We start from the raw sequence: 22915 nt of genomic DNA, 5'->3' as shown, positions 1-22915 counted from the left end.
ATTAACTATAAAATAGAAGCAGTACGTTTTTTGAAAGGAGTTTTAATACGAATGACAGATGAGAAGAAAGTGTTCTCCACGGAGATAGCCGGCAAGACGTTTACGGTTGAAACCGGAGAACTGGCAAAACAGGCAAACGGTGCATGTATGATCCGTTATGGAGATACCGCTGTATTGTCGACGGCAACTGCATCCAACGAACCAAAAGACCTGCCATTTTTTCCGTTAACTGTAAATTATGAAGAGCGGTTATATGCTGTAGGCAAAATACCCGGAGGTTTTATCAAACGTGAGGGACGGCCAAGCGAAAAAGCGACATTAACATCCAGGCTGATTGACCGGCCAATTCGACCACTCTTTCCTGATGGATACAGGAATGAGGTACAAGTTATAAGTACCGTTATGAGTGTTGATCAAGATTGTTCTACAGAGATAGCTGCAATGATCGGTTCATCTGTAGCACTATCCATTTCTGACATCCCGTTTTCCGAGCCGATAGCAGGGGTGCACGTCGGACGTGTTGACGGTCAATTCATTATTAACCCCACGGTAGAACAGGAAGAGAAAAGTGATATTGATCTTACTGTGGCCGGCACAAAAGATGCGATCAACATGGTGGAAGCAGGAGCAGATGAGGTGCCGGAAGACGTTATGCTCGAAGCAATTATGTTTGGACATCAGGAAATTATCCGTTTGATTGAATTTCAGGAAACCATTATCGAAGCGGTAGGTGTCGAGAAGCGGGAATTCACTGCTGAAACTGCAGACGAAAAACTTGTTCAACAACTTGAAGGACAGGCAAGAGAAAAATTGCTGAAAGCCATCCAAACCGAAGGCAAGAAAGAAAGGGAAGAGGCTATTAGCAACACTAAAGATGAAATCGTTGCTTTATATGAAGAGGAAGAAGAACAGGTTATTAAGCAGGTTAAATCTGTTTTAGAAGATATGGTTAAAGAAGAAGTCCGCCGGCTTATAACAAAAGAAAAAATTCGTCCTGATGGCCGGAAAGTTGATGAAATCCGTCAATTGTCATCAAAAGTGGGTGTACTGCCAAGAACACATGGTTCAGGATTGTTTACCCGCGGACAGACTCAGGCGTTAAGTGTATGTACGTTGGGTGCTCTAGGTGATGTCCAAGTCTTGGATGGCCTTGATTTGGAAGAATCCAAACGCTTTATGCACCATTACAACTTTCCACAATTCAGTGTTGGGGAAACAGGTCCGATAAGAGGTCCGGGACGTCGGGAAATAGGTCATGGGGCGCTTGGCGAACGGGCACTTGAAAAAGTTGTACCGAATGAAAAGGATTTTCCATACACGATTCGCCTTGTTTCCGAAGTTTTGGAATCTAATGGGTCAACTTCGCAGGCCAGTATTTGCGGCAGTACCCTTGCAATGATGGATGCCGGCGTTCCAATAAAGGCACCAGTTGCAGGCATTGCCATGGGGCTTGTCAAGTCCGGTGAAGACTACACAATTTTGAGTGACATCCAAGGAATGGAAGACGCGCTTGGTGATATGGACTTTAAGGTAGCTGGAACTGAACAGGGTGTTACAGCGTTGCAAATGGATATCAAAATTGCTGGCTTGTCCAAGGAAATTTTAGAAGAAGCATTGTCACAGGCTAAAAAAGGACGTATGGAAATTCTTGATTCTATGCTGTCAACGATTGATCAACCTAGGCAGCAATTATCTGCTTATGCACCTAAGATAATGACGATGCATATCAATCCTGACAAAATTCGTGATGTAATCGGCCCAAGCGGTAAGCAAATCAATAAGATTATCGACGAAACAGGTGTCAAAATTGATATTGAGCAGGATGGAAGTGTCTTCATTTCTTCACCAGATGCAGAAATGAATAATCAAGCCAAGAAAATTATAGAGGATCTTGTTCGAGAAGTGGAAGCAGGGCAAGTTTACGTAGGTACAGTCAAACGGATTGAAAAATTTGGCGCGTTTGTGGAATTATTCAAAGGTAAAGACGGTTTGGTTCATATATCTGAACTACAAGAAGAACGTACGAATAAAGTTGAAGATGCTGTTTCAATCGGCGATCAAATAACAGTAAAAGTTAAAGAAATTGATAATCAGGGACGCGTGAATTTATCACGTAAAGCCGTATTAAAAGAAGAACGGGAAAAGCGCGAGCAACAGAAACAGTCATAATCAATTAAAACAAGAAGCTGGAGAACCAGTTTCTTTTTTTATGACAGCACATTTTTACTATTAAGAGACATATTGAAGCCATTATTATTTTTTAATCTCATAACATGTCCACCCTCATCATACGAATTAGTGAGGGGGGATATGATGCATCGTTATCGGGGCCTTGTACATATTTGTGTATTTATAGTGATCGTAGTCATTTCTTTTGATTATTCGTATAATCCGTTTCAGCCAAATGATACAGCAACCTTTTCCAGCCAGGTAACTGAAGCGGCCAAGCAGGAAGACCCTCTGTATAAAGAGATAAAGAGAAAAAGTTCAAATTATGAAGAAGCTCCCCAGAATGCCGTTATTGATGAAGTTTGGAAAAAAATGCCCGGACGTTATGGGGTGAAAGTAAACATTGACAAATCCTATGAACAAATGAAAAAAAATGATTACTTTGATGAAACGCTGCTTGTCTATGATCAGATTCCACCCGAAGTTACAATGGATGATTTGCCTGCTGCACCTATTTACCGAGGGCATCCTGATAAAAATATGGTTGCATTTTTAATCAATGTGTCATGGGGAACGGAGTATATTCCGCCCATATTAAATATTTTAAAAGAACACAATGTAAAAGCGACGTTTTTTATCGAAGGCAAATGGGCACTGGAAAACTCGGATTACGTAAAAATGATCCAGGAGCAGGGGCATGTCATTGGAAATCATGCTTACAATCATCCTGCGATGTCACGTCTTTCGGCTGATGCTATTGTCGAGCAGCTCAGTAAAACGAATGAAATTTTAGAGGCGATCACAGGTGAAGCACCTGGGTGGTTTGCTCCTCCAAGCGGGGATTATAATGAACAGGTTGTAAAAGCAGCGGCTGAACAGAAAATGGGAACGATCCTATGGAGCGTTGACACAATTGATTGGAAGAAACCTTCCGTATCTGTTATGATGAACCGAGTAAATGATAACATACATCCTGGAGCGACATTGTTGATGCACCCGACGCCTTCAATAAAAGAAGGACTTGGGGATTTAATAAAGGAAATTAAAGGAAAAGGTTACAAAATTGAAACACTTAATACGCTATTAAGCGCTGAAAGATGAACAAAATTGGACATTTAGGGACAGTCAGCTGCCGTTCTTCGGCAGTGTACTGTCCATTACATGCGGGATGAAAATATAGCTGATGATACATGCTGGGAGGAATTACATTGGTAGAAAAGCATACGAGTGATAACGGGCTGCGAATCGTTTTGGAAAACATACCCGCCGTCAGATCCGTAACAATTGGAATTTGGGTGAAAACAGGTTCGCGAAATGAAACTGAGGAGATAAATGGCATTTCTCATTTCATAGAGCATATGCTTTTTAAAGGGACTGAAAAAAGAAATCCTCAAGAGATTGCAGAAGCTTTTGATTCGATTGGCGGTCAAGTCAATGCCTTCACCTCAAAAGAATATACCTGTTTTTATGCAAAAGTGATGGACACGCATAAAGAGCAAGCGTTAGAAATATTGTCCGACATGTTTTTTAATTCATCCTTTGATGAAAAAGAAATGGAACGGGAGAAAAATGTCGTTCTGGAAGAGATTAAAATGTACGAAGACACACCGGATGATATTGTCCATGATATTTTGGCACGTGCATCGTTCGGTGATCATCCTTTAGGATTTCCGATCCTGGGTACAGAAAAGCAGCTTCAATCATTTACCCCTGAAACATTGAAAAACTATGTAAAAGCTCGCTATACACCGGATAATGTCGTTGTTTCCGTTGCCGGTAACGTGGATGATACCTTTATTAAGACGGTTGAAAGCTACTTCAGTGATTTTGAACAAAACACAGGCAAAATTGAAGTTGAACAACCGGAATTTGTAGGAAAGCAAATTGAACGGCAAAAGGATACAGAACAGGCTCATTTATGTCTAGGTTTTAACGGGTTGCCATTGGATAATGAAAACATTTACAGTATGACGATCGTTAATAATGTACTTGGCGGGAGTATGAGTTCACGTTTGTTTCAGGAAGTCAGGGAAAAACAAGGTTTGGCATATGCCGTCTTTTCTTACCATGCCTCATTCCTTGATAATGGATTATTAACTATTTATGCCGGCACTGGGAAGGAACAGCTGCCACAATTAAGAGAGACGGTTAAACGAACAATCGATGACTTGGTACAACACGGTTTAACTGATAAAGAATTAATAAACAGTAAAGAACAGCTGAAAGGCAATTTAATGCTAAGTTTGGAAAGCACAAGCAGCAGGATGAGCCGAAATGGCAGGAACGAATTAATGTTAAATAAACACCGTTCACTTGATGATATGATTGCAGAAATTGATGCGGTAAATCATGCTAAGATTCAGCAAGTAATTGATTCGGCTTTCACCCACGCACCATCAAGCGCACTGATAGCACCTGAAACTGTTGGGCAGGTATAATGATGGTGTCACAGAGCATATAATGTCCATAGCAGTATTATTTCACCGGTTGAAAGCTGAGAGTCAGTGATTAGATGGTTATTTTTCCCGGAAGAGGCTCACAGGAGGTGGTTTTATCAGGTATAAGGAAATCAGTTCCAAAGAGATCGTTGATATTAACCAGGGGACGCGCCTCGGAGTGCTCGGGCAGACAGACCTTGAGATTGATGAAAGAACCGGTCAGATCGAATCATTCGTTATTCCGAATTATAAATGGTTTGGTTTAAAAAAAGAAGGTGCTGACGCAAAAATCAGATGGCGGTCCATCCGAAAAATCGGTGAAGATATGATTATGATTGAATCAGGTGAATAATTTCAAAGGCTGGGATCCTATTATTAGGATGCCGGTTTTTTTTATTTGGTAATCACCAACTGATAATAAACACATAAACTATTTTGAAAACCGATTTAGAAGATGGTTACGGAGGGATATGTCAGCCATGGCACAACGAATTGCTGTAATTGGCGGAGATGCTCGTTACTTGGAGTTGATACGGCAGCTGCAGATACTTCCTGATATTGCTGTTTCATTGGTAGGTTTCGATAAATTGGAGCAGGGATTTACAGGATTGAAACAAACCGATTTTGCCGATTTGCCTCTGCAAGATCTTGATGCCGTTATCTTGCCAATCACGGGCACCGACCAAAAAGGGTACGTGGAAACGGTTTTTTCCGACCGATCCATTCAGTTAACGAAAAACTGGTTTAAGAAGCTGAAAAAGAATTCGATTGTTTTTACCGGGATTTCCAATGATTTCTTGGATGGTTGTGCAAATGAGGCTGAAGTTGAGTTAATGCCGCTACTCAATCGCGACGATGTGGCAATTTATAATTCAATTCCAACAGCTGAAGGTGTCATAATGATGGCCATTGAACATACCGATTATACAATTCATTCATCCCGCGTAATTGTGGTTGGATTTGGCCGTGTTGGGAACACGGTCGCGAATAAATTTGCAGCGCTTGGGGCCAAAGTGTCAGTTTGCGCTCAAAGTATTATGGACCTGGCTCGAATTACAGAATTGGGTCACACCGCCATCCCACTTGATCATTTGAATAAATATACGCAAGACTGTGATTTACTAATTAATACTGTACCTGCTCCGGTTATTAAGCGGGATTCTATAAGGCAATTGCCAGGTCATGGCATTATTTTTGATTTGGCCTCAACGCCTGGAGGAACTGATTTTGAATACGCCCGGCAGCGCGGCATAAAAGCAATACTTGCTAAAAGTCTGCCTGGCATAGTCGCTCCAAAAACAGCAGGTAAGATTTTGGCTGATGTCATTAAACAATTATTGGTTGATAAACCTTAAATCCATTAAATGGAAGGAGACGATATGATGGGACTCGAAGGAAAACGGATAGGTTTTGGTGTGACGGGTTCGCATTGCACGTATGACCAAGTATTTCCGCAATTGAAAAGGTTAATGGATACGGGGGCAGAAGTGATACCGGTTGTTTCTTATACTGTACAAAACACAGATACAAAGTTTGGTAAAGCAGAAGATCATGTAGCTAAAATTGAATCAATTACGGGAAAACGCGCAATTAAGACGATTCCTGAGGCTGAACCGCTTGGGCCTCAGCTTCCGCTTGATTGCATGGTTGTTGCACCATTAACTGGCAATTCTATGAGCAAACTTGCAAATGCCCTGACTGATACACCGGTTTTGATGGCGGTTAAAGCAACAATTAGAAACCAAAATCCGATAGTGCTGGGGATATCCACAAACGACGCGCTTGGTTTAAATGGTGTAAATTTAATGCGGTTAATGGTAAGCAAATATTTTTACTTTATTCCATATGGTCAGGATAATCCGTATAAAAAGCCCAACTCCCTTGTGTCAGATATGAACTTGCTGCCTGAGACAATTGAAGCGGCATTAAATGGTCAACAACTACAACCCGTGATTATTCCTCATATTAATGATAATATGGTAGAATAAATGAAAATAATCTTATTGGGGAGTGTCTTACAGAATGACAGAAAATAATGCAGTTAACGTTGCAGTAGTTGGTGCTACTGGAGCGGTTGGAGAAAAAATCATTGAAATACTCGAGAAAAAAAATCTGCCAATTCGTGAGCTTAAGCTTTTGTCGTCCAGTCGATCAGCCGGAAAAAAACTCATCTATAAAAGTCAGGAAATTACAGTGGAGGAAGCAAAACCGGAAAGTTTTGATAATATAGATATAGCTTTATTCTCGGCAGGCGGATCAATTTCCAAAAAATTTGCACCTGAAGCTGTCAAACGTGGCGCAGTCGTTGTGGATAATACAAGTGCATTCAGAATGGATGAAACCGTCCCGCTGGTTGTGCCTGAAGTTAATGAAACAGATCTTCAGTCCCATAATGGAATTATTGCCAATCCAAACTGTTCAACGATTCAAATGGTTGCCGCACTAAAACCGCTTCAGGAAGCTTTTGGCTTATCACGTGTGATTGTGTCGACGTATCAGGCAGTATCCGGGGCAGGAAATGAAGCTAACCAAGAATTAGAAGAACAAACAAAACAATATTTAAATAATGAGGAAATGAAAGCTGAACTTTTGCCGGTTAAAGGAGATGAAAAACATTTTCCAATCGCCTTTAACGCCTTACCGCAAATTGATGTATTTCAGGAGAACGGTTATACATTTGAAGAAATGAAAATGATCAATGAAACGAAGAAAATTCTTCATGCACAAGATTTGCCGGTAGCAGCAACATGTGTCAGGCTTCCTTTCTTCACCTCACATGCTGAAAGTGTCTATGTAGATGTTGAAAAAGATGGTTTGAACGTTGAAGATTTATGGAATGTATTAGAAAGTGCAGAAGGTGTGACGCTTCAAGATAACCCGGCCACACAGACATACCCGACACCTTTAAGCGCCCAAAATAAAGATGACGTGTTTGTGGGACGTATACGTAAAGATCTTGATAATGACCACGGTTTCCATTTATGGGTGGTATCTGATAACCTTGTCAAGGGTGCTGCCTTGAATACAATTCAAATAGCAGAACGCCTAATCGAAAATAAGTGGCTTTAAGATAGAGGTGACATGATGCAGCACATATTAGTCCAAAAATTTGGCGGCACATCTGTTCAATCGGAAGAAAATCGCAGCCACGTTATGCGGCATATAAAAAACGCGCTTATGAATGATTATAAAATAATTGTTGTCGTATCCGCGCTCGGGCGAAAACCTGATCCATACGCAACAGATTCCTTGCTGGATCTGGTTGATTTTCCCAAAAATTATAATTCCAGCCGTGAATTGGATATCCTTATGTCCTGCGGCGAAAAGATTGCCTCGGTTGTTTTATCAAATGAACTGAAGAAAAACCATATACGTGCTTCAGCTTTAACTGGAGCCCAGGCGGGTTTTATAACCAATGATGATTATAATGAAGCAAAGATAAAAGAAGTAAGGCCCGAGCGTGTTTTTGAAGAATTCAAAGAACATGATGTTGTGGTAGTAGCCGGCTTTCAAGGACAGACTCCTGATGGCGATATTACGACCATTGGCAGAGGGGGGAGCGATACTACCGCTGCTGCCATAGGTGCTGCTGTCGAAGCCGACCGGATTGAAATTTTCACTGATGTAAACGGAATTATGACGGCTGATCCAAATATGGTGTCAGAGGCCAGACCGCTTGACATTGTGACTTACACAGAAATAAGCAATCTTGCTTATCAGGGCGCAAAAGTGATTCACCCGAGAGCGGTTGAAATTGCAATGCAGGCAAAAATCCCTATGCGTGTCAGGTCGACTTACATTGAAGATGAGGGGACCTTGATTACAGCCTCCCGAGTTCAAGAACTTGGGACAGATATTCCTGATAGGCTGATCACCGGAATAGCCCATATGTCATCGATCACACAAATAAGTGTCCAGACAAAGGACGAAACAGAAGGTCTGCAGTCTGAAGTTTTTAAAGCAATGGCTGAAGCCGGAATTTCAGTTGACTTTATAAATATCTCACCTACCGGGGTTTTGTATACAGTGCCCGACTCACAGAGCGATAAGGCTGTTCGCATTTTGAAGACGATGGGTTTCTACCCGGAGACAACGAGCGATTGTGCTAAAGTTTCAGCTGTAGGTGCAGGCATGACGGGCGTCCCGGGCGTCGCTTCTAAAATAGTTCAATCATTGACAGACGCAGGTGTTCAAATCCTCCAATCAGCAGACAGTCACACAACAATCTGGGTGCTGATTCACGAAGATGATCTTAAAACCGCGGTCAATGCATTACACGATGTTTTCGCTTTAAACACCCCTGAGGGGAAACTTGTGTAGTTACTGAACAATTCGTGTGGGGTAAGATGAAACGTCATTCAACAAAGCGATTTTTCTTTGTTAAATGGTAGTTAAACTTACCCTGGTATTTACGATTATGAATGCATATTTAAAAAAGAAAGGTGTTATGCCATGGACTTTGGTAGCGTGTTAACAGCGATGGTAACACCATTTGATGTGGATGGCGGGATTGATTTTGACAAAACTGCGGATCTTATTGAATATTTGATCCGGAATGGAAGCGAGGGTCTGGTTATCGGTGGCACAACCGGTGAGTCCCCGACGCTTACTTCAGATGAAAAAATTGCCTTATTCAAACATACGATCAATAAAGTAAATGGTCGTATTCCGGTCATTGCGGGAACTGGCAGTAATAATACGCATGCATCGATAGCGCTGACAAAAAAAGCTGAAGAAGCTGGTGCGGATGGCATCATGCTGGTCACACCGTACTACAATAAACCTAGTCAGGAAGGGCTTTTTCAGCATTTTTCAGCCATTGCTGAGAACACAAACTTGCCCATTATGCTTTATAACATCCCCGGACGTTCAGTGGTAAAAATGAATGCGGAAACAATTGTTCGTTTGAGTCAAATTGATAATATTGTTGCCATTAAAGAAGCAAGTGGTGATCTGGATTTGACCTCTGATGTTATTGAGCATACGACGGACAGCTTCAGTGTGTATAGCGGTGAAGACAGCAACACACTCCCGATGCTTGCCGTCGGAGCCGATGGTGTTGTATCTGTTGCTTCGCATATTGTTGGTCAGGAAATAAAAGAGATGGTTGACACTTTTCATTCAGGAAACACCGCAAAAGCCGCTTCGTTACACCGAAAGCTTCTTCCTGTTATGAACGGGTTATTCGCTCAGCCTTCTCCATCACCAGTTAAAACAGCGCTGAACATGAAGGGGATAGATGTAGGTGGTGTCAGGCTTCCATTAATACCACTTACTGAATCAGAACAAGAAGCTTTGAGAAATATAATAAACGTATGATGATTACCGGCTGAGATTGCCGGTATTTTTCTTGTCGTTATTGTTAATGACCTGCTTGATCCATTAATTCCTTTTGCATGGTTTTTGCATGTCTGGTTCATACTAGTTTATATAGCTTGCTCAGATAGATATGGAAAAGTATGAAGAAAAGGAGTGCCCTACATGGATAAAGAACCATCAAAAAAAGACAATCAAAATCAGGAACAGGGTGATCAAGCCAATAATTCATCTTTAGTTCAAAAGATTCAGCAACTAGGTCAGTCAAATGTTGCTCAAGCACCTGATTCCAATATTCACGTGCTGTCGATTATCGGACAGATAGAAGGACATGTTCAGCTGCCTGCGCAAAATAAAACAACGAAATATGAACATATGCTGCCACAGATTATTGCTGTTGAACAAAATCCCAAAATTGAAGGGTTGATTATTTTGTTAAACACGGTGGGCGGTGATGTGGAGGCAGGGCTTGCGTTATCTGAAATGATTGCTTCTATGTCAAAACCGACCGTTTCAATCGTATTAGGTGGCGGACATTCCATTGGCGTACCAATTGCTGTTTCAGCCGATTACTCGTTTATCGCACCGACAGCAACGATGACAATCCACCCTATACGGCTGAATGGTCTTGTTATAGGTGTTCCTCAGACATTTGAATATATGGATAAAATGCAGGATCGTGTCATTGATTTTGTCGTTCGTCATTCAAATATGCCGGAAGATAAATTTAAAGAGTTAATGTTTGCCAAAGGCAATTTGACTAGGGATATAGGGACTAATGTGATTGGAACCGATGCTGTGGAGTATGGGTTAATTGATGGGGTCGGCGGAGTCAGTAAGGCGATGATGAAAGTTAATGAATTGATAAACAACAACCAAGGACCAGAAAATCAGGTGATACAATGATTCTGTACACACCATTGTCAGAAACAGACATTTTCCCATCATCAGATAAGGATTTTCAAAAAAGGCAATGTGCATCCCATAACGGCAGACAAGTATACGTCGAAGAGACCCAGGACGGTCAGTATCAATTGCTCCAGCTCCTGTCGACGGATCCACAGGATTTTATGAATCCGGATTACACCCCCGGTACTATGCTGAGGTAACGCGAATCGATAATAACTGTGCTATAATGGTATTAAATGCTAAAATTAAGCTTCCGGCAACGATAACCTTTCGTATTAAGAGCATCTTTATCCTGAAAAGTAGTTAAGTTACCCCCCTGTCAGTATCCGGCAGGGGTTGACTTGACGCTTAAAAGTCGCGATTTTTGAAAAGGAAGGCTTATCGTGTTGTCATGCTGCATATGAGCGAGGTGAATTAAGTGGCTAAGAAAAAAAGAAGAAAAAAAAAGAACCAGCTAAATAAAAAAGTTAAATATGAGTTGCTGGGTCTTTTGTTTATTTTTCTTGCTATTTTTGGCAGTGGAGCCAGCGCTATCAGTGATGGGGTCATACCTGGCGGACTGGAACATATATTTAGATTTTTTCTTGGAATCTGGTATTTTATAGCATCTATATTTTTGCTTATCACGGGTATAGTGTTAATGGTTAAACGCCGGTATCCTGACTTTTCCAACAAAAAATTGATAGGCTTTTATATTCTTTTTACCGGCGTGTTACTGCTTACCCATATCCAAACATATGAAAGACTTTTGCTTTCATCTGAAGAAACATCGATTCTCTCAGCAACGTGGGACCAGTTTTTTGCCTATGTGGATGGCAGTGGTGATGGGCTCCAAACCGGTGGTGGCATGATTGGCGGTTTACTGTTTACATTTTGTTACTATTTATTTTCGTCTGTAGGTGCCAAAATAGTTTCTGTGTTTTCGATTTTAATAGGTATTATATTTATGACCGAATTTTCACTTGGTGAATTCTTCTCCAAAAGTGGTAAGCGTTTGGGGAATATGATAACTTCAACGAAAAAGCGTCTGAGCTATTCCCGGACAAGCAATTCACCTGATGATGAGGTAAAAAATGCCGAAGTGTACGTGCCGCAGGAGGAAATTAATCATAACGAACCTGTGATCCAGGATTTTACTGATGTAGCATATTCTTTCAGTACACATGATACCGAGAATGATAATCAAAACACTGAGGAAACAAACAATGAAAATCCGGAAGCAGAAACAGAAACGAAAGGAGAACAAGGCAATCCGCTGCCTATGACAGAAGCCGAGAATCATGAGTATGAACTCCCGTCACCGAGCTTGCTTGCTGAACCCGCGCAAAGTTCACAACACCAGGAAAAATCAAAAATTCAAGCCACAGTAAGGAAGCTGGAACGCACATTTGACAGTTTTGGTGTTAAAGCAAAGGTTACAAAAGTACACGTCGGCCCGGCTGTCACGAAATATGAAGTGTACCCGGAGGCTGGTGTTAAAGTAAGTAAAATCGTTAACCTGCATGATGACCTGGCACTGGCCCTGGCCGCAAAGGACATTCGTATTGAGGCGCCAATTCCGGGCAAGTCAGCAGTCGGCATTGAAGTTCCAAACCAGGAAATCGCACAAGTTTCGTTGCGGGAAGTGCTGGATACATCTACGCCAAGTCAATCTTCAAAACTATTATTTGCGCTTGGTCGGGACATTTCAGGCGATGCCATCGTATCTGAGCTGAGCAAAATGCCGCACATGCTTATTGCGGGGGCAACCGGAAGCGGTAAGAGTGTTTGTGTCAATGGTATTATAACGACTATATTGATGCGTGCTAAACCGCATGAGGTCAAAATGATGATGATTGACCCGAAAAAAGTGGAATTAAATGTGTATAATGGTATTCCACACTTATTGACACCGGTCGTTACTGATCCGAAAAAGGCGTCGCGGGCTTTGAAAAAAGTAGTTGCTGAGATGGAACGCCGATATGAATTGTTTTCAGAAACAGGCACGCGCAATATTGAAGGGTATAATGAATATATTCGAAAATATAACCAAACAGTTTATGAGGAAGATGAAAAGCAGCCAAACCTCCCTTATATTGTTGTATTAGTAGACGAGCTGGCAGATTTAATGATGGTGGCGTCAAATGATGTTGAGGATGCTATTACGAGACTTGCACAAATGGCGCGCGCTGCCGGTATTCATTTAATTCTTGCAACTCAGCGGCCGTCAGTGGATGTTATTACCGGTGTGATAAAAGCAAATATTCCATCGCGTATAGCGTTCAGTGTTTCTTCAGCGACAGATTCACGAACGATTCTTGATGCTGGGGGAGCAGAGAAACTGCTTGGTCGCGGTGATATGCTGTTTATGCCGGTGGGCTCGTCTAAGCCTACAAGGGTACAAGGAGCGTTTTTATCGGATGAAGAAGTTGAACGGGTTGTTGATCATTGTATTGATCAGCAAAAAGCTTCTTATCAGGAAGAAATGATTCCTGAGGAAACGAATGAAACAGTGTCAGATGTCGATGATGAGCTGTATGATGATGCGGTACAAATGATTACTGAAATGCAAAGCGCAAGCGTTTCAATGCTGCAGCGAAGGTTTCGAATCGGCTATACAAGGGCAGCACGCTTGATTGATGCGATGGAAGACCATGGCATAGTCGGCCCTTATGAAGGCAGTAAGCCGCGTACTGTACTTGTATCCCAGACAAATGAAGAAAGAACGTCATAACGCTGCTATTAACCGGGTCATTCTAAAGAATGCCCGGTTTCTTTAAAGTTAGTATTCAATCTATCTAAAGAACTATTACTTTTAAAAAAATTAAGGAAGTTTACCTATATCTATTTATTTATATAGTAGAACGTGTTATATTTATCTCGAACTACTAAATAGTCATACGTCAGATGTCAGATCTCTAACGTGCCGGGACATAACTAACAAATCAAAGATTAAAGATTCATAAGGGGGGCATCATGTCGTTGCGAATCGATTCACGCCATTTATACTTACAGGTTATTGATCAAATTAAACGCGATATTAAAAGTGATAAGTACAAAACGAAACAAAAGCTGCCTTCTGAATTTCAGCTGTCAAAAGAACTAGGTGTCTCCCGTGCCACACTCCGCGAGGCTCTCCGTATTCTCGAAGAAGAGAATGTAGTGACTCGACGGCATGGTGTCGGTACGTTCGTCAATCCTAAGCCAATTCTTTCTTCAGGGATTGAACAATTAAACAGTGTTACATATATGATTGAGCAATCGGGCAAAAAGGCAGGGTCGCAGTTCCTCTCGACAGAATCTTTAGAAGCAACGGAAGATGAACAGCTTAAATTTGCGCCCAAGGAAATTTCTTCGTTGGCAAGGATTGAACGCGTGCGAACAGCGGATGGTGAGCCCGTGGTTTTTTGCATTGATAAATTGCCGGAAGGCACTATCCCCCTAGACCGTGTTCATAAAGCGGATTCAATTTTCAAATTAATGGAAGAGTTTTCAGGCAAAGAAATCTCTTATGCCGTGGCCTATATAGAGCCTGTTGGTTATCATGAAAGAATTTATGAAATTTTAAATTGTGATCCCGAACAGTCATTATTGCTTTTGAAGCAGATGCATTACACTGACGATGACGAACCAGTGCTGTATTCAGCAAATTTCTTTCGGCCCGATATATTCAGTTTCCATGTTTTAAGAAAACGTATGTAAAGGGTTTCACACTTTGATTAGAGGAGGTGATAGCTACTATTTAAAAATGGTGGTGCTGCAAGTTTTTATTTGGCTTTATTTATCTTAATGAGGGGGTATATGACCGTGAAAAATCGTAAATTATTGTTTTTGTTTGCCATCTTCTTGACGCTTGGGATGCTTTTGGCAGCTTGTGGAGGCGGCGATGATTCAGAAGGGGAAAACGCGGATTCCGAAAGTGGTTCAGACAGTGAAAGCAATGAAACAACCGAAGCCAGTGAAGAATCAACAGACTTTTCATCAGCAATGGTAACGGACGTTGGCGGTGTAGATGATAAATCGTTTAACCAGTCTGCCTGGGAAGGACTGCAGGCATGGGGAGAAGAACATGGCCTGGAAGAAGGCGAAGGGTTTGATTACGCACAATCCAACGATGACTCTGACTATCAGCCAAACTTAAATCGTCTTGTGCGTGAAGATTTCAATATGGTTTTTGGCATTGGTTATAAGCTGGAAGATGCTATCAGTGAGGTGGCCGGTCAATATCCTGATACTAATTTTGCTATTGTTGACTCAGTAGTTGAAGGTGACAACATTGCCAGCATTACATTCGCCGATCACGAAGGGTCTTTCCTTGCAGGTGTCGCAGCTGCAAATAAAACAAATACAGATAAAATTGGCTTTGTCGGTGGAACGGACTCTGATTTGATTAATAAATTTGAATCCGGATTTGTAGCAGGTGCAAAGACAGTTAATCCTGATATCGAAGTTGAAGTCCAATATGCCGGCGCTTTCGATGCTCCAGATGATGGTAAGCTCATTGCCTCGAACATGTACAATAATGATATTGATATTATTTACCATGCTTCAGGGGCTACCGGGAATGGCGTATTTGCACAAGCCAAAGACATTAAAAACAATGACGCTGAGCGCGAAATCTGGGTTATTGGTGTAGACCGGGACCAATATGAAGAAGGTGCCATAGGTGATCAGAATGTTACATTGACTTCTATGATTAAACGTGTTGATAATTCGGTTCAGCAAGTAAGCAATATGGCGATGGATGGTGAATTCCCTGGCGGGGAAGTCCTGGAATTCGGTGTGGAAGATGAAGGTGTTGGATTGGCAGACACTAACGAAGAAGCTTACACTGATGATATTGCTCAGCCGGTTGATGAATGGAAACAAAAGATCATCGACGGAGACGTAGAAGTGCCTCAAACACATGATGAACTGGATGAGTATTTAAACTCTCTATAAACCCTATAGAAAAAGGCTGGTATAGGCCAGTCTTTTTCTTCTGAGGTAAGAGCCGTACATTTGAAATTTTCAAATGAAAGGCAATTCTCAGCCCTTTTCATTTGGAAATTTTAATTTGACAGCCTGATATATAACACCTGGCTGGAACCAAAGGAGTGATCACTCGTGGATTATGTAGTTGAAATGCTGGATATACGCAAAGAATTTCCCGGTGTTGTGGCAAATGATAATATAACACTGCAATTGAAAAAAGGTGAAATTCATGCCTTGCTCGGAGAGAATGGTGCCGGAAAGTCGACATTGATGAATGTTCTTTTTGGCTTGTATCAGCCTGAGAAGGGTGAGATACGGGTGAACGGCAAGCCGGTAAAAATCACTGATCCCAATATTGCAAATGAGCTTGGAATTGGAATGGTCCATCAGCATTTTATGCTTGTGGAACCGTTTACTGTGACACAAAACATCATATTGGGAAGTGAACCGACAAGGTATGGAAAAATCAATATAAGAAAAGCAGAAAGAGAGGTTCAGGAGCTGTCAGACAGGTATGGACTTAGGGTTGATGCCACTGCAAAAATCAGTGACATATCAGTTGGTATGCAGCAGCGGGTTGAAATACTTAAAACGCTTTATCGCGGTGCAGAAGTCCTGATCTTTGATGAACCAACTGCAGTTCTGACACCGCAGGAAATTGTCGAATTAATGGATATAATGCGTTCGCTGACAGCCGAAGGGAAATCGATTATTTTAATTACGCATAAATTGAAAGAGATAATGCAAATTGCTGAACGATGTACAGTAATCCGAAAGGGTGAAGGGATCGATACGTTAGATGTGGCTGAGACGTCCGTAACTGAACTCGCTTCACTGATGGTCGGAAGAAATGTCAGTTTTAAGGTAGAAAAAGAGCCTGCTGTTCCAAAAGAAACAGTGTTAAAGATTGAAAACCTGAATGTAAAAGATAAGCGGAAAGTTGAAATGGTCAAGGGCATGAATCTTGAAGTGCGTGCCGGTGAGATTCTTGGTGTAGCAGGTGTTGATGGAAATGGACAGTCAGAACTGATCGAAGCTATTACAGGCTTGCAAAAATCAGACGCCGGCAAAATTTTGCTGAATGATAAAGATATTACAAATTTTTCTCCGAGAAAAGTGACAGAAAGCGGTGTTGGACATATACCTCAGGACCGGCATAAGTACGGATTGGTGCTTGATTATTCTGTGGGTGAAAACATGGTCCTGCAGACGTATTACAAGAAACCTTACTCCAAATATAAAACACTTAATTATAATGAAATTTATAAAAAAGCCGCGGAACTGATTGAAGAATATGATGTACGAACACCGAGTGTTTATACCAGCGCAAGCTCGTTATCAGGCGGTAATCAGCAAAAGGCGATTATCGGCCGTGAGGTTGATCGCTCGCCGGACCTTTTAATAGCAGCCCAGCCAACAAGAGGATTGGATGTCGGGGCGATTGAATTTATTCATAATAAACTGATTGAGGAGCGGGATAAAGGGAGAGCTGTTTTGTTAATTTCGTTTGAATTGGATGAAGTTTTGGACTTAAGTGACAGGATTGCTGTTATGTTTGACGGCCAAAATGTCGCCGAAGTAAAACCTGAAGAGACCGACGAAAACGAACTAGGGCTGTTAATGGCAGGAAGCACGAAGGAGAAAGCAGGTGATCAGGGGTGAACACCAACAGACTTTTTAATATACTCGTGCCGCTCATATCAGCACTCATCGGTTTAATTGCAGGTGCTCTGATTATGCTTGGTTTTGGGTATAATCCCATAAAAGGCTATGCAGCATTGTGGAATGGTGCCTTTGGTGACATCTATTATTTTGGAGAAACAGTCAGACAGGTGACACCATACATATTTACAGGATTGGCCGTTGCATTCGCTTTTAGGAGCGGGCTGCTAAACATTGGTGCGGAAGGTCAGGTTATTGTAGGCTGGCTTGCTGCAGTATGGATTGGGACGACCGTTGAAGCGCCGATGATTATTCATCTGCCGCTGGCGATTATTGTTGCCGGCTTAGCAGGAGCTATATGGGGATTTATTCCTGGTCTTTTGAAGGCGACACGTGGGGTCCATGAAGTAATTGTGACGATTATGTTAAACTATACGGCACTTTATTCGGCCAATGCCATCGTGCGAAATGTGCTTTCTGATAACGAGGATAAGACCCCTGATGTTGCAGGTACAGCTTCACTTGCATCAGAATGGTTTCAGAATATGACGTATTTTTCACGGATGCATTATGGTATTTTTATTGCTTTATTTGCAGCTGTTATTATGTGGTTCATTATCGAACGGACAACATTGGGGTACGAGCTCAAATCAGTTGGTTATAATGAACATGCATCGAAATATGCTGGTATGAGTGTCAAACGTAATATTATTTTGTCGATGGTTATTGCCGGTGCGTTTGCCGGGTTGGCTGGCGCTATGGAAGGCCTTGGAACTTTCGGCTACATGTCTGTGCAATCCGGTTTTAACAATCTTGGATTTGACGGGATAGCCGTGGCATTGTTAGGGGCTAACACAGCTATTGGTGTAGTGCTTGCGGCTATATTGTTCGGATCACTTAAGGTTGGTGGCTTAAATATGCCGACTGAAGCTGGTGTGCCGACTGAATTAGTTGATATCATTATTGCATTGATTATATTCTTCGTTGCATCCGGTTATATCATTCGCTGGGCTATACTTCGCTTTAAAAAGGAGGAGAAATAAATGGGATTTGTTGATCTATTACAGTCGATTATTCCACCAGCCCTTTTCTTTTCAGCGCCATTGATCTTTACAGCTTTGGGCGGAGTATTCAGTGAGCGGTCCGGCGTTATTAATATCGGGCTGGAAGGTCTGATGGTTATGGGTGCATTTGTCGGTATCGTGTTTAATCTCGCATTTGCGGATGTATTTGGCGCTTGGACACCGTGGGTATCGATAATTGCCGCGGCGATTATATCGGCAATATTTTCACTTATTCATGCTGTGGCTGCTGTTTCATTTCGCGCCGACCAAGTCGTCAGTGGTGTAGCGATAAACTTTTTGGCGCTTGGCTTGGGCGTCTTCCTGACAAAGCAATGGTATGGAAAAGGCCAAACAGATATGGTATCACAGCAATTTTTCACGCGTGACATCCCACTGCTTTCCGAAATACCGATAATCGGGGAGATATTTTTCCAGGGTATTTATTTAAGTTCTTACTTGGCGATCGTTTTGGCAATTGTTGCGTGGTATGTTCTGTATAAAACACCATTTGGCCTCAGACTGCGTTCTGTAGGCGAACATCCCATGGCAGCTGATACGAATGGTATAAGTGTTTACAAAATGCGCTACATTGCTGTGATTTTATCCGGAGCTCTCGGAGGTCTCGGCGGTTCAGTATTTGCTTTAACAATAGCGTTAAACTTTTCACATGCTACGATCGTAGGGCAAGGATTTATGTCGCTGGCAGCCGTCATTTTTGGAAAATGGCATCCACTCGGCGCAATGGGGGCTGCACTATTCTTCGGTTTCGCACAGAGTTTGAGTGTCATAAGCGGAGGTGTACCGGTCCTTGAAGATGTGCCACAAGTATTCCTGCTGATTGCACCGTATGTCTTAACAATTCTTGCTCTAGCAGGGTTTATCGGACGTGCGGAGGCACCAAGAGCCAATGGGGAACCATATATAAAAGGCACACGATAAATGGGCCATTATAATAAAGAACCTGAGTTGCTCAATGATTATGCAACTCAGGTTTTTGCTATAATATTAGGAAGATGATCCACACTATATAAGAGAATTGACCAGTACGGATTATAAGGGAGGATTCCGAATGCAAGAATTTCGTGAAAAAACGATAAGTAAAAATGGCATTAACTTTCATTTTGTACCGACTCAAAAATTTAAAACAATTGCCATTACTGCTAAGTTCAGGGCGCCTTTATCACGTGAGACAATCACACGTCGTGCATTAATCCCTCATGTTCTGCAGCAAGGAACACAAACCTATCCTGACCGTGTCGCGCTTCAACAAAAATTGGATAGTTTGTACGGGGCCCTCTTGTCCATGAATGGTACAAAAAAAGGCAATTACCATATCACAACAATACGCCTTGAGACAGCTAATCAGAAATTTATTTCGAACGAAGCTTCAATTATGGATGAGGCAATCGCATTGTTTAAGGAAGTTATTCTTAATCCGAAAAGTGAAAATGGTTCTTTTCCCGAAGCAACGGTTACAAGAGAAAAAGCAACACTGAAGCAAAAAATTAAAGCTGTTGCAGATGATAAAATGCGGCTGGCTAATATGCGGCTACTTGATGAAATGTGCAGTGAGGAACAGTATAAATTGCACGTTCAAGGGTACGAAGAAGATCTGGAAACCATCACACCTGACAATTTATATAGCTGTTATCAGTCAATGGTGCAAAACGATACACTCGACATTTATATATCGGGTGATATAGACCCTGATACGATTGAGAGTAAAATAACGGGTTCCTTTGTCCGCCGGGAAACTGAAACTTCGATTCCAAAGGAAGAATCAGCCAGTCCGAAAAATGAACCTAAAACAGTAATTGATAAACAGGACGTACAGCAGGCTAAACTTCATCTAGGGTACCGGACAAATATAACATACGGCGATAAAGATTATTTTGCGCTGCATGTTTTTAACGGATTACTGGGAGGATTTCCAAGCTCTAAATTATTTATCAATGTGAGAGAAAAGAACAGTCTTGCTTATTATGCTGCATCAAGATTCGAAAGTCACAAGGGGTTATTATTTGTTTTCAGCGGCATAGCGCCTGAAGATTATCAGCAGGCTCGCGAAATTATCGTTCAGCAGGTGGAAGCCATGAAAAACGGAGATTTTACCGAAGGCGAATTGAATGACACGAAAGAATTGGTCATTAATCAAATGCTGGAAACGACTGACAATGCAAAAGGAATAATCGAGCTTATGTACCAACAGGAAGTGGGAGGTAAAGAGCTGCCATTTAATCAACTGACCGACGGAATAAAAAAAGTCAGTAAGGAAGACGTCATAAAGGTGGCGGAAAAACTGGAGCTTGATACAGTTTACTTAATGACAAGGGGTGATAAGAATGAATAAACACTCATATGAGCATATTGAAGAAATGATTTATAAGGAAAAATTACCGAATGGACTTTCGGTGTATTTGCTGCCCAGACCTCAAATGGCAAAAATATACGGGTTATTCACGACTGATTATGGATCAATCGACCAGACATTTACACCAATTAATGGGAAAGAGCGTATTACGGTCCCTGAAGGCGTGGCTCACTTTCTGGAACATAAGATGTTTGAAAAAGAAAATCGTGATGTCTTTGCCGATTTCAGCAATCAGGGAGCGTCAGCAAATGCCTACACTTCTTTTACAAAAACGGCATACTTATTTGCGAGTACGGACCATACAATGGAAAACATTGAGACATTGCTCGATTTTGTTCAGGATCCATACTTCACGGATCAATCAGTTGAAAAAGAGAAAGGCATTATCGCGCAGGAAATTGAAATGTATAACGATCAGCCGGACTGGCGCGCTTTAACCGGCACATTGAAGGCCATGTTCCATCATCACCCTGTCAGAATTGATATTCCGGGCACTGTTGATTCAATTAACACAATTACAAAAGATGATTTATATACGTGTTATAATACGTTTTACCATCCGGAAAATATGACGCTGTTTATTGCAGGTAATTTTGACGTCAAGCAGATCATGAAGATGATTGAAGAAAATCAGGCATCAAAACACTTTCCGAAAGTGGAGAAAATCGACCGGTCCTACCCACAGGAACCCGATTCAGTTTTTGAAAAAGACAAGACAATTAAAATGCCTGTATCAATTCCAAAATGTACAATCGGCATAAAAGAGTCATCTTCGGAGCTTACTGGCGAAGATTTTTTAAAAAAGGATTTACTGCAGGATATGATTGCTGATTTTTATTTTTCAAAAGGCGGACCGTTTTATCAGCAGCTTTATGAAGCGCAATTGATTGACGCAAGCTTTTATTTTGATACAAACCTTGAAAAAAATTTCGGCTTTACATTAATTGGCGGGAACACAAGTGAACCGGAAAATTTTGCAGCTAAAGTGCGGGAATTGCTTGAAACCACAAAAAGGACTGAGTTCACTGATGAAGAAGTCGATCGAATGAAGAAAAAGAAAGTGGGTCAACTATTAAGGTCGATGAATTCACTCGAGTATATTGCGACTAAATTTACACATTATAATCTGGCCGGTGTGGATTTTTTAAAGGCTGTACCGTTTATTCAGTCATTAACACGTGACGACTTTAACACATTTGTCCAAAATTGGATAAAGAATGACCGTATTGCAGTAAGCAAATTAGTAAATGAGTAGGGGATTAAAATGGGGAGAAACGTTCTTATTATTGGTGCCAGCGGGGGCATCGGCTCAGCTGTTGCCAAACAGCTTGCCGGGGACAACTATCAATTGATATTACATTATAATCAAAATAAACAAGCAATGTTTGAAACCCGCACCAGGATAAATGAGGAAGCCATATTAATGGCGATACAAGCAGACTTAAGTGAGCCCGGAGGTATTGATGATCTTATCAGTGAGATGGTATTTCCTGTGGATGCCATTATCTTTGCCGGCGGAACTGCGCACTATGGGTTGTTTCAGGAGATGGCGGAAACAGACATGGACACAATGCTTGCACTTCATGTGAAAGCACCATGGCTGATCACAAAACGATTACTGCCGGCAATGGTTCAGAAAAAACAAGGAAGAATTATTTTTATCACGTCTGTGTGGGGAGAATCGGGCGCAGCTAATGAAGTCGTTTATTCGTCGGTAAAAGGTGCTCAAAATAGTTTTGTTAAAGCACTGGCAAAAGAAACAGCTCCCTCAGGTATAGCTGTCAATGCCGTCAGCCCAGGATTTATAGAAACGAAGATGAATGAAGTACTGCAAACAGAGGAAAAAGAGCAGATTATTCATGATATCCCTGCCAACAGGGCGGGGACCCCGGAAGATGTTGCTCATACAGTCGGTTTTTTGATGAGCGAACATGCTGACTATATTCACGGTGAAATCATTCATGTGAGCGGTGGCTGGCGTTCATAAATAAATAAAATGCATAATTGACCGTTAAAAGCAGATACTATCCATG

The 22915-nt window shown here is 41.6% G+C and carries 20 protein-coding genes; all 20 read left to right on the top strand.

Features of this window, described 5'->3' with window-relative positions:
* Window positions 1-51 precede the first annotated feature (51 nt).
* The 20 genes from pnp to ymfI all read left to right on the top strand — a co-directional run bounded on the left by pnp (window position 52) and on the right by ymfI (window position 22869).
* On the top strand, window positions 52-2169 hold the full coding sequence (gene pnp, locus BMZ22_RS06720) for a polyribonucleotide nucleotidyltransferase (protein ID WP_090083962.1): 2118 nt from the start codon (window positions 52-54) through the stop codon (window positions 2167-2169).
* A gap of 144 nt (window positions 2170-2313) precedes the next feature.
* Window positions 2314-3270 (top strand): polysaccharide deacetylase family protein, encoded by a 957-nt coding sequence (locus BMZ22_RS06715; RefSeq protein WP_090083430.1) that lies wholly within the window; start codon window positions 2314-2316, stop codon window positions 3268-3270.
* A 107-nt stretch (window positions 3271-3377) separates the two neighbouring features.
* A complete protein-coding gene (locus BMZ22_RS06710) occupies window positions 3378-4607 on the top strand; it encodes a M16 family metallopeptidase (protein WP_090083427.1) in 1230 nt (409 codons plus the stop codon).
* A 115-nt stretch (window positions 4608-4722) separates the two neighbouring features.
* Window positions 4723-4959 carry a YlmC/YmxH family sporulation protein gene (locus tag BMZ22_RS06705; RefSeq protein WP_090083423.1) on the top strand — a complete coding sequence of 79 codons (237 nt, stop codon included), beginning with the start codon at window positions 4723-4725 and terminating at the stop codon, window positions 4957-4959.
* Between the two features lie 127 nt (window positions 4960-5086).
* Complete coding sequence (dpaA, locus tag BMZ22_RS06700) at window positions 5087-5962, top strand: dipicolinic acid synthetase subunit A (RefSeq protein WP_090083420.1); 876 nt, start codon at window positions 5087-5089, stop codon at window positions 5960-5962.
* Between the two features lie 27 nt (window positions 5963-5989).
* Entirely contained in the window at window positions 5990-6595 is a 606-nt protein-coding gene (dpaB, locus tag BMZ22_RS06695; protein WP_090083418.1) for a dipicolinate synthase subunit B, read from the top strand.
* 34 nt (window positions 6596-6629) lie between these two features.
* A complete protein-coding gene (gene asd, locus BMZ22_RS06690) occupies window positions 6630-7676 on the top strand; it encodes an aspartate-semialdehyde dehydrogenase (protein WP_090083415.1) in 1047 nt (348 codons plus the stop codon).
* A gap of 15 nt (window positions 7677-7691) precedes the next feature.
* On the top strand, window positions 7692-8927 hold the full coding sequence (dapG, locus tag BMZ22_RS06685) for an aspartate kinase (RefSeq protein ID WP_090083412.1): 1236 nt from the start codon (window positions 7692-7694) through the stop codon (window positions 8925-8927).
* 132 nt (window positions 8928-9059) lie between these two features.
* Window positions 9060-9926 carry a 4-hydroxy-tetrahydrodipicolinate synthase gene (gene dapA, locus BMZ22_RS06680; RefSeq protein ID WP_090083410.1) on the top strand — a complete coding sequence of 289 codons (867 nt, stop codon included), beginning with the start codon at window positions 9060-9062 and terminating at the stop codon, window positions 9924-9926.
* A gap of 162 nt (window positions 9927-10088) precedes the next feature.
* A complete protein-coding gene (locus tag BMZ22_RS06675) occupies window positions 10089-10829 on the top strand; it encodes a ClpP family protease (protein ID WP_090083407.1) in 741 nt (246 codons plus the stop codon).
* A complete protein-coding gene (locus tag BMZ22_RS06670) occupies window positions 10826-11032 on the top strand; it encodes a YlzJ-like family protein (protein ID WP_245745247.1) in 207 nt (68 codons plus the stop codon). Before BMZ22_RS06675 ends, BMZ22_RS06670 begins: the two co-directional genes overlap by 4 nt.
* Before the next feature lie 218 nt (window positions 11033-11250).
* Complete coding sequence (locus BMZ22_RS06665) at window positions 11251-13545, top strand: FtsK/SpoIIIE family DNA translocase (RefSeq protein ID WP_090083404.1); 2295 nt, start codon at window positions 11251-11253, stop codon at window positions 13543-13545.
* A 242-nt stretch (window positions 13546-13787) separates the two neighbouring features.
* On the top strand, window positions 13788-14513 hold the full coding sequence (locus tag BMZ22_RS06660; protein WP_090083400.1) for a GntR family transcriptional regulator: 726 nt from the start codon (window positions 13788-13790) through the stop codon (window positions 14511-14513).
* Window positions 14514-14618: 105 nt separating this feature from the next.
* A complete protein-coding gene (locus BMZ22_RS06655) occupies window positions 14619-15752 on the top strand; it encodes a BMP family lipoprotein (RefSeq protein WP_090083397.1) in 1134 nt (377 codons plus the stop codon).
* 165 nt (window positions 15753-15917) lie between these two features.
* Window positions 15918-17447 (top strand): ABC transporter ATP-binding protein, encoded by a 1530-nt coding sequence (locus BMZ22_RS06650; protein ID WP_090083394.1) that lies wholly within the window; start codon window positions 15918-15920, stop codon window positions 17445-17447.
* Complete coding sequence (locus BMZ22_RS06645) at window positions 17444-18490, top strand: ABC transporter permease (protein WP_090083392.1); 1047 nt, start codon at window positions 17444-17446, stop codon at window positions 18488-18490. The genes BMZ22_RS06650 and BMZ22_RS06645 overlap by 4 nt, the downstream gene beginning before the upstream one ends.
* A complete protein-coding gene (locus tag BMZ22_RS06640) occupies window positions 18491-19450 on the top strand; it encodes an ABC transporter permease (RefSeq protein WP_090083389.1) in 960 nt (319 codons plus the stop codon).
* A gap of 130 nt (window positions 19451-19580) precedes the next feature.
* Window positions 19581-20861: an EF-P 5-aminopentanol modification-associated protein YfmF gene (gene yfmF, locus BMZ22_RS06635; protein WP_090083386.1), complete on the top strand. Its 1281-nt coding sequence runs from the start codon at window positions 19581-19583 to the stop codon at window positions 20859-20861.
* Entirely contained in the window at window positions 20854-22137 is a 1284-nt protein-coding gene (gene yfmH, locus BMZ22_RS06630) for an EF-P 5-aminopentanol modification-associated protein YfmH (protein WP_090083383.1), read from the top strand. Before yfmF ends, yfmH begins: the two co-directional genes overlap by 8 nt.
* Window positions 22138-22146: 9 nt before the next feature.
* Window positions 22147-22869, top strand: a complete 723-nt coding sequence (ymfI, locus tag BMZ22_RS06625; RefSeq protein ID WP_090083380.1) for an elongation factor P 5-aminopentanone reductase — start codon at window positions 22147-22149, stop codon at window positions 22867-22869.
* Window positions 22870-22915 lie beyond the last annotated feature (46 nt).

It is taken from the genome of Lentibacillus persicus (genome assembly GCF_900112705.1).
GTDB classification, from domain to species: Bacteria; Bacillota; Bacilli; order Bacillales; family Amphibacillaceae; genus Lentibacillus; species Lentibacillus persicus.
Note: the sequence above shows the minus strand (reverse complement) of the source record. Positions and strands in the feature narration are given on the sequence as shown.

Coding starts and splice junctions, on each gene's coding strand:
- pnp (WP_090083962.1), top strand. CDS start 52: ATGACAGATGAGAAGAAAGTGTTCTCCACGGAGATAGCCGGCAAGACG.
- BMZ22_RS06715 (WP_090083430.1), top strand. CDS start 2,314: ATGCATCGTTATCGGGGCCTTGTACATATTTGTGTATTTATAGTGATC.
- dpaA (WP_090083420.1), top strand. CDS start 5,087: ATGGCACAACGAATTGCTGTAATTGGCGGAGATGCTCGTTACTTGGAG.
- dpaB (WP_090083418.1), top strand. CDS start 5,990: ATGGGACTCGAAGGAAAACGGATAGGTTTTGGTGTGACGGGTTCGCAT.
- asd (WP_090083415.1), top strand. CDS start 6,630: ATGACAGAAAATAATGCAGTTAACGTTGCAGTAGTTGGTGCTACTGGA.
- dapG (WP_090083412.1), top strand. CDS start 7,692: ATGCAGCACATATTAGTCCAAAAATTTGGCGGCACATCTGTTCAATCG.
- dapA (WP_090083410.1), top strand. CDS start 9,060: ATGGACTTTGGTAGCGTGTTAACAGCGATGGTAACACCATTTGATGTG.
- BMZ22_RS06675 (WP_090083407.1), top strand. CDS start 10,089: ATGGATAAAGAACCATCAAAAAAAGACAATCAAAATCAGGAACAGGGT.
- BMZ22_RS06670 (WP_245745247.1), top strand. CDS start 10,826: ATGATTCTGTACACACCATTGTCAGAAACAGACATTTTCCCATCATCA.
- BMZ22_RS06660 (WP_090083400.1), top strand. CDS start 13,788: ATGTCGTTGCGAATCGATTCACGCCATTTATACTTACAGGTTATTGAT.
- BMZ22_RS06640 (WP_090083389.1), top strand. CDS start 18,491: ATGGGATTTGTTGATCTATTACAGTCGATTATTCCACCAGCCCTTTTC.
- yfmF (WP_090083386.1), top strand. CDS start 19,581: ATGCAAGAATTTCGTGAAAAAACGATAAGTAAAAATGGCATTAACTTT.
- yfmH (WP_090083383.1), top strand. CDS start 20,854: ATGAATAAACACTCATATGAGCATATTGAAGAAATGATTTATAAGGAA.
- ymfI (WP_090083380.1), top strand. CDS start 22,147: ATGGGGAGAAACGTTCTTATTATTGGTGCCAGCGGGGGCATCGGCTCA.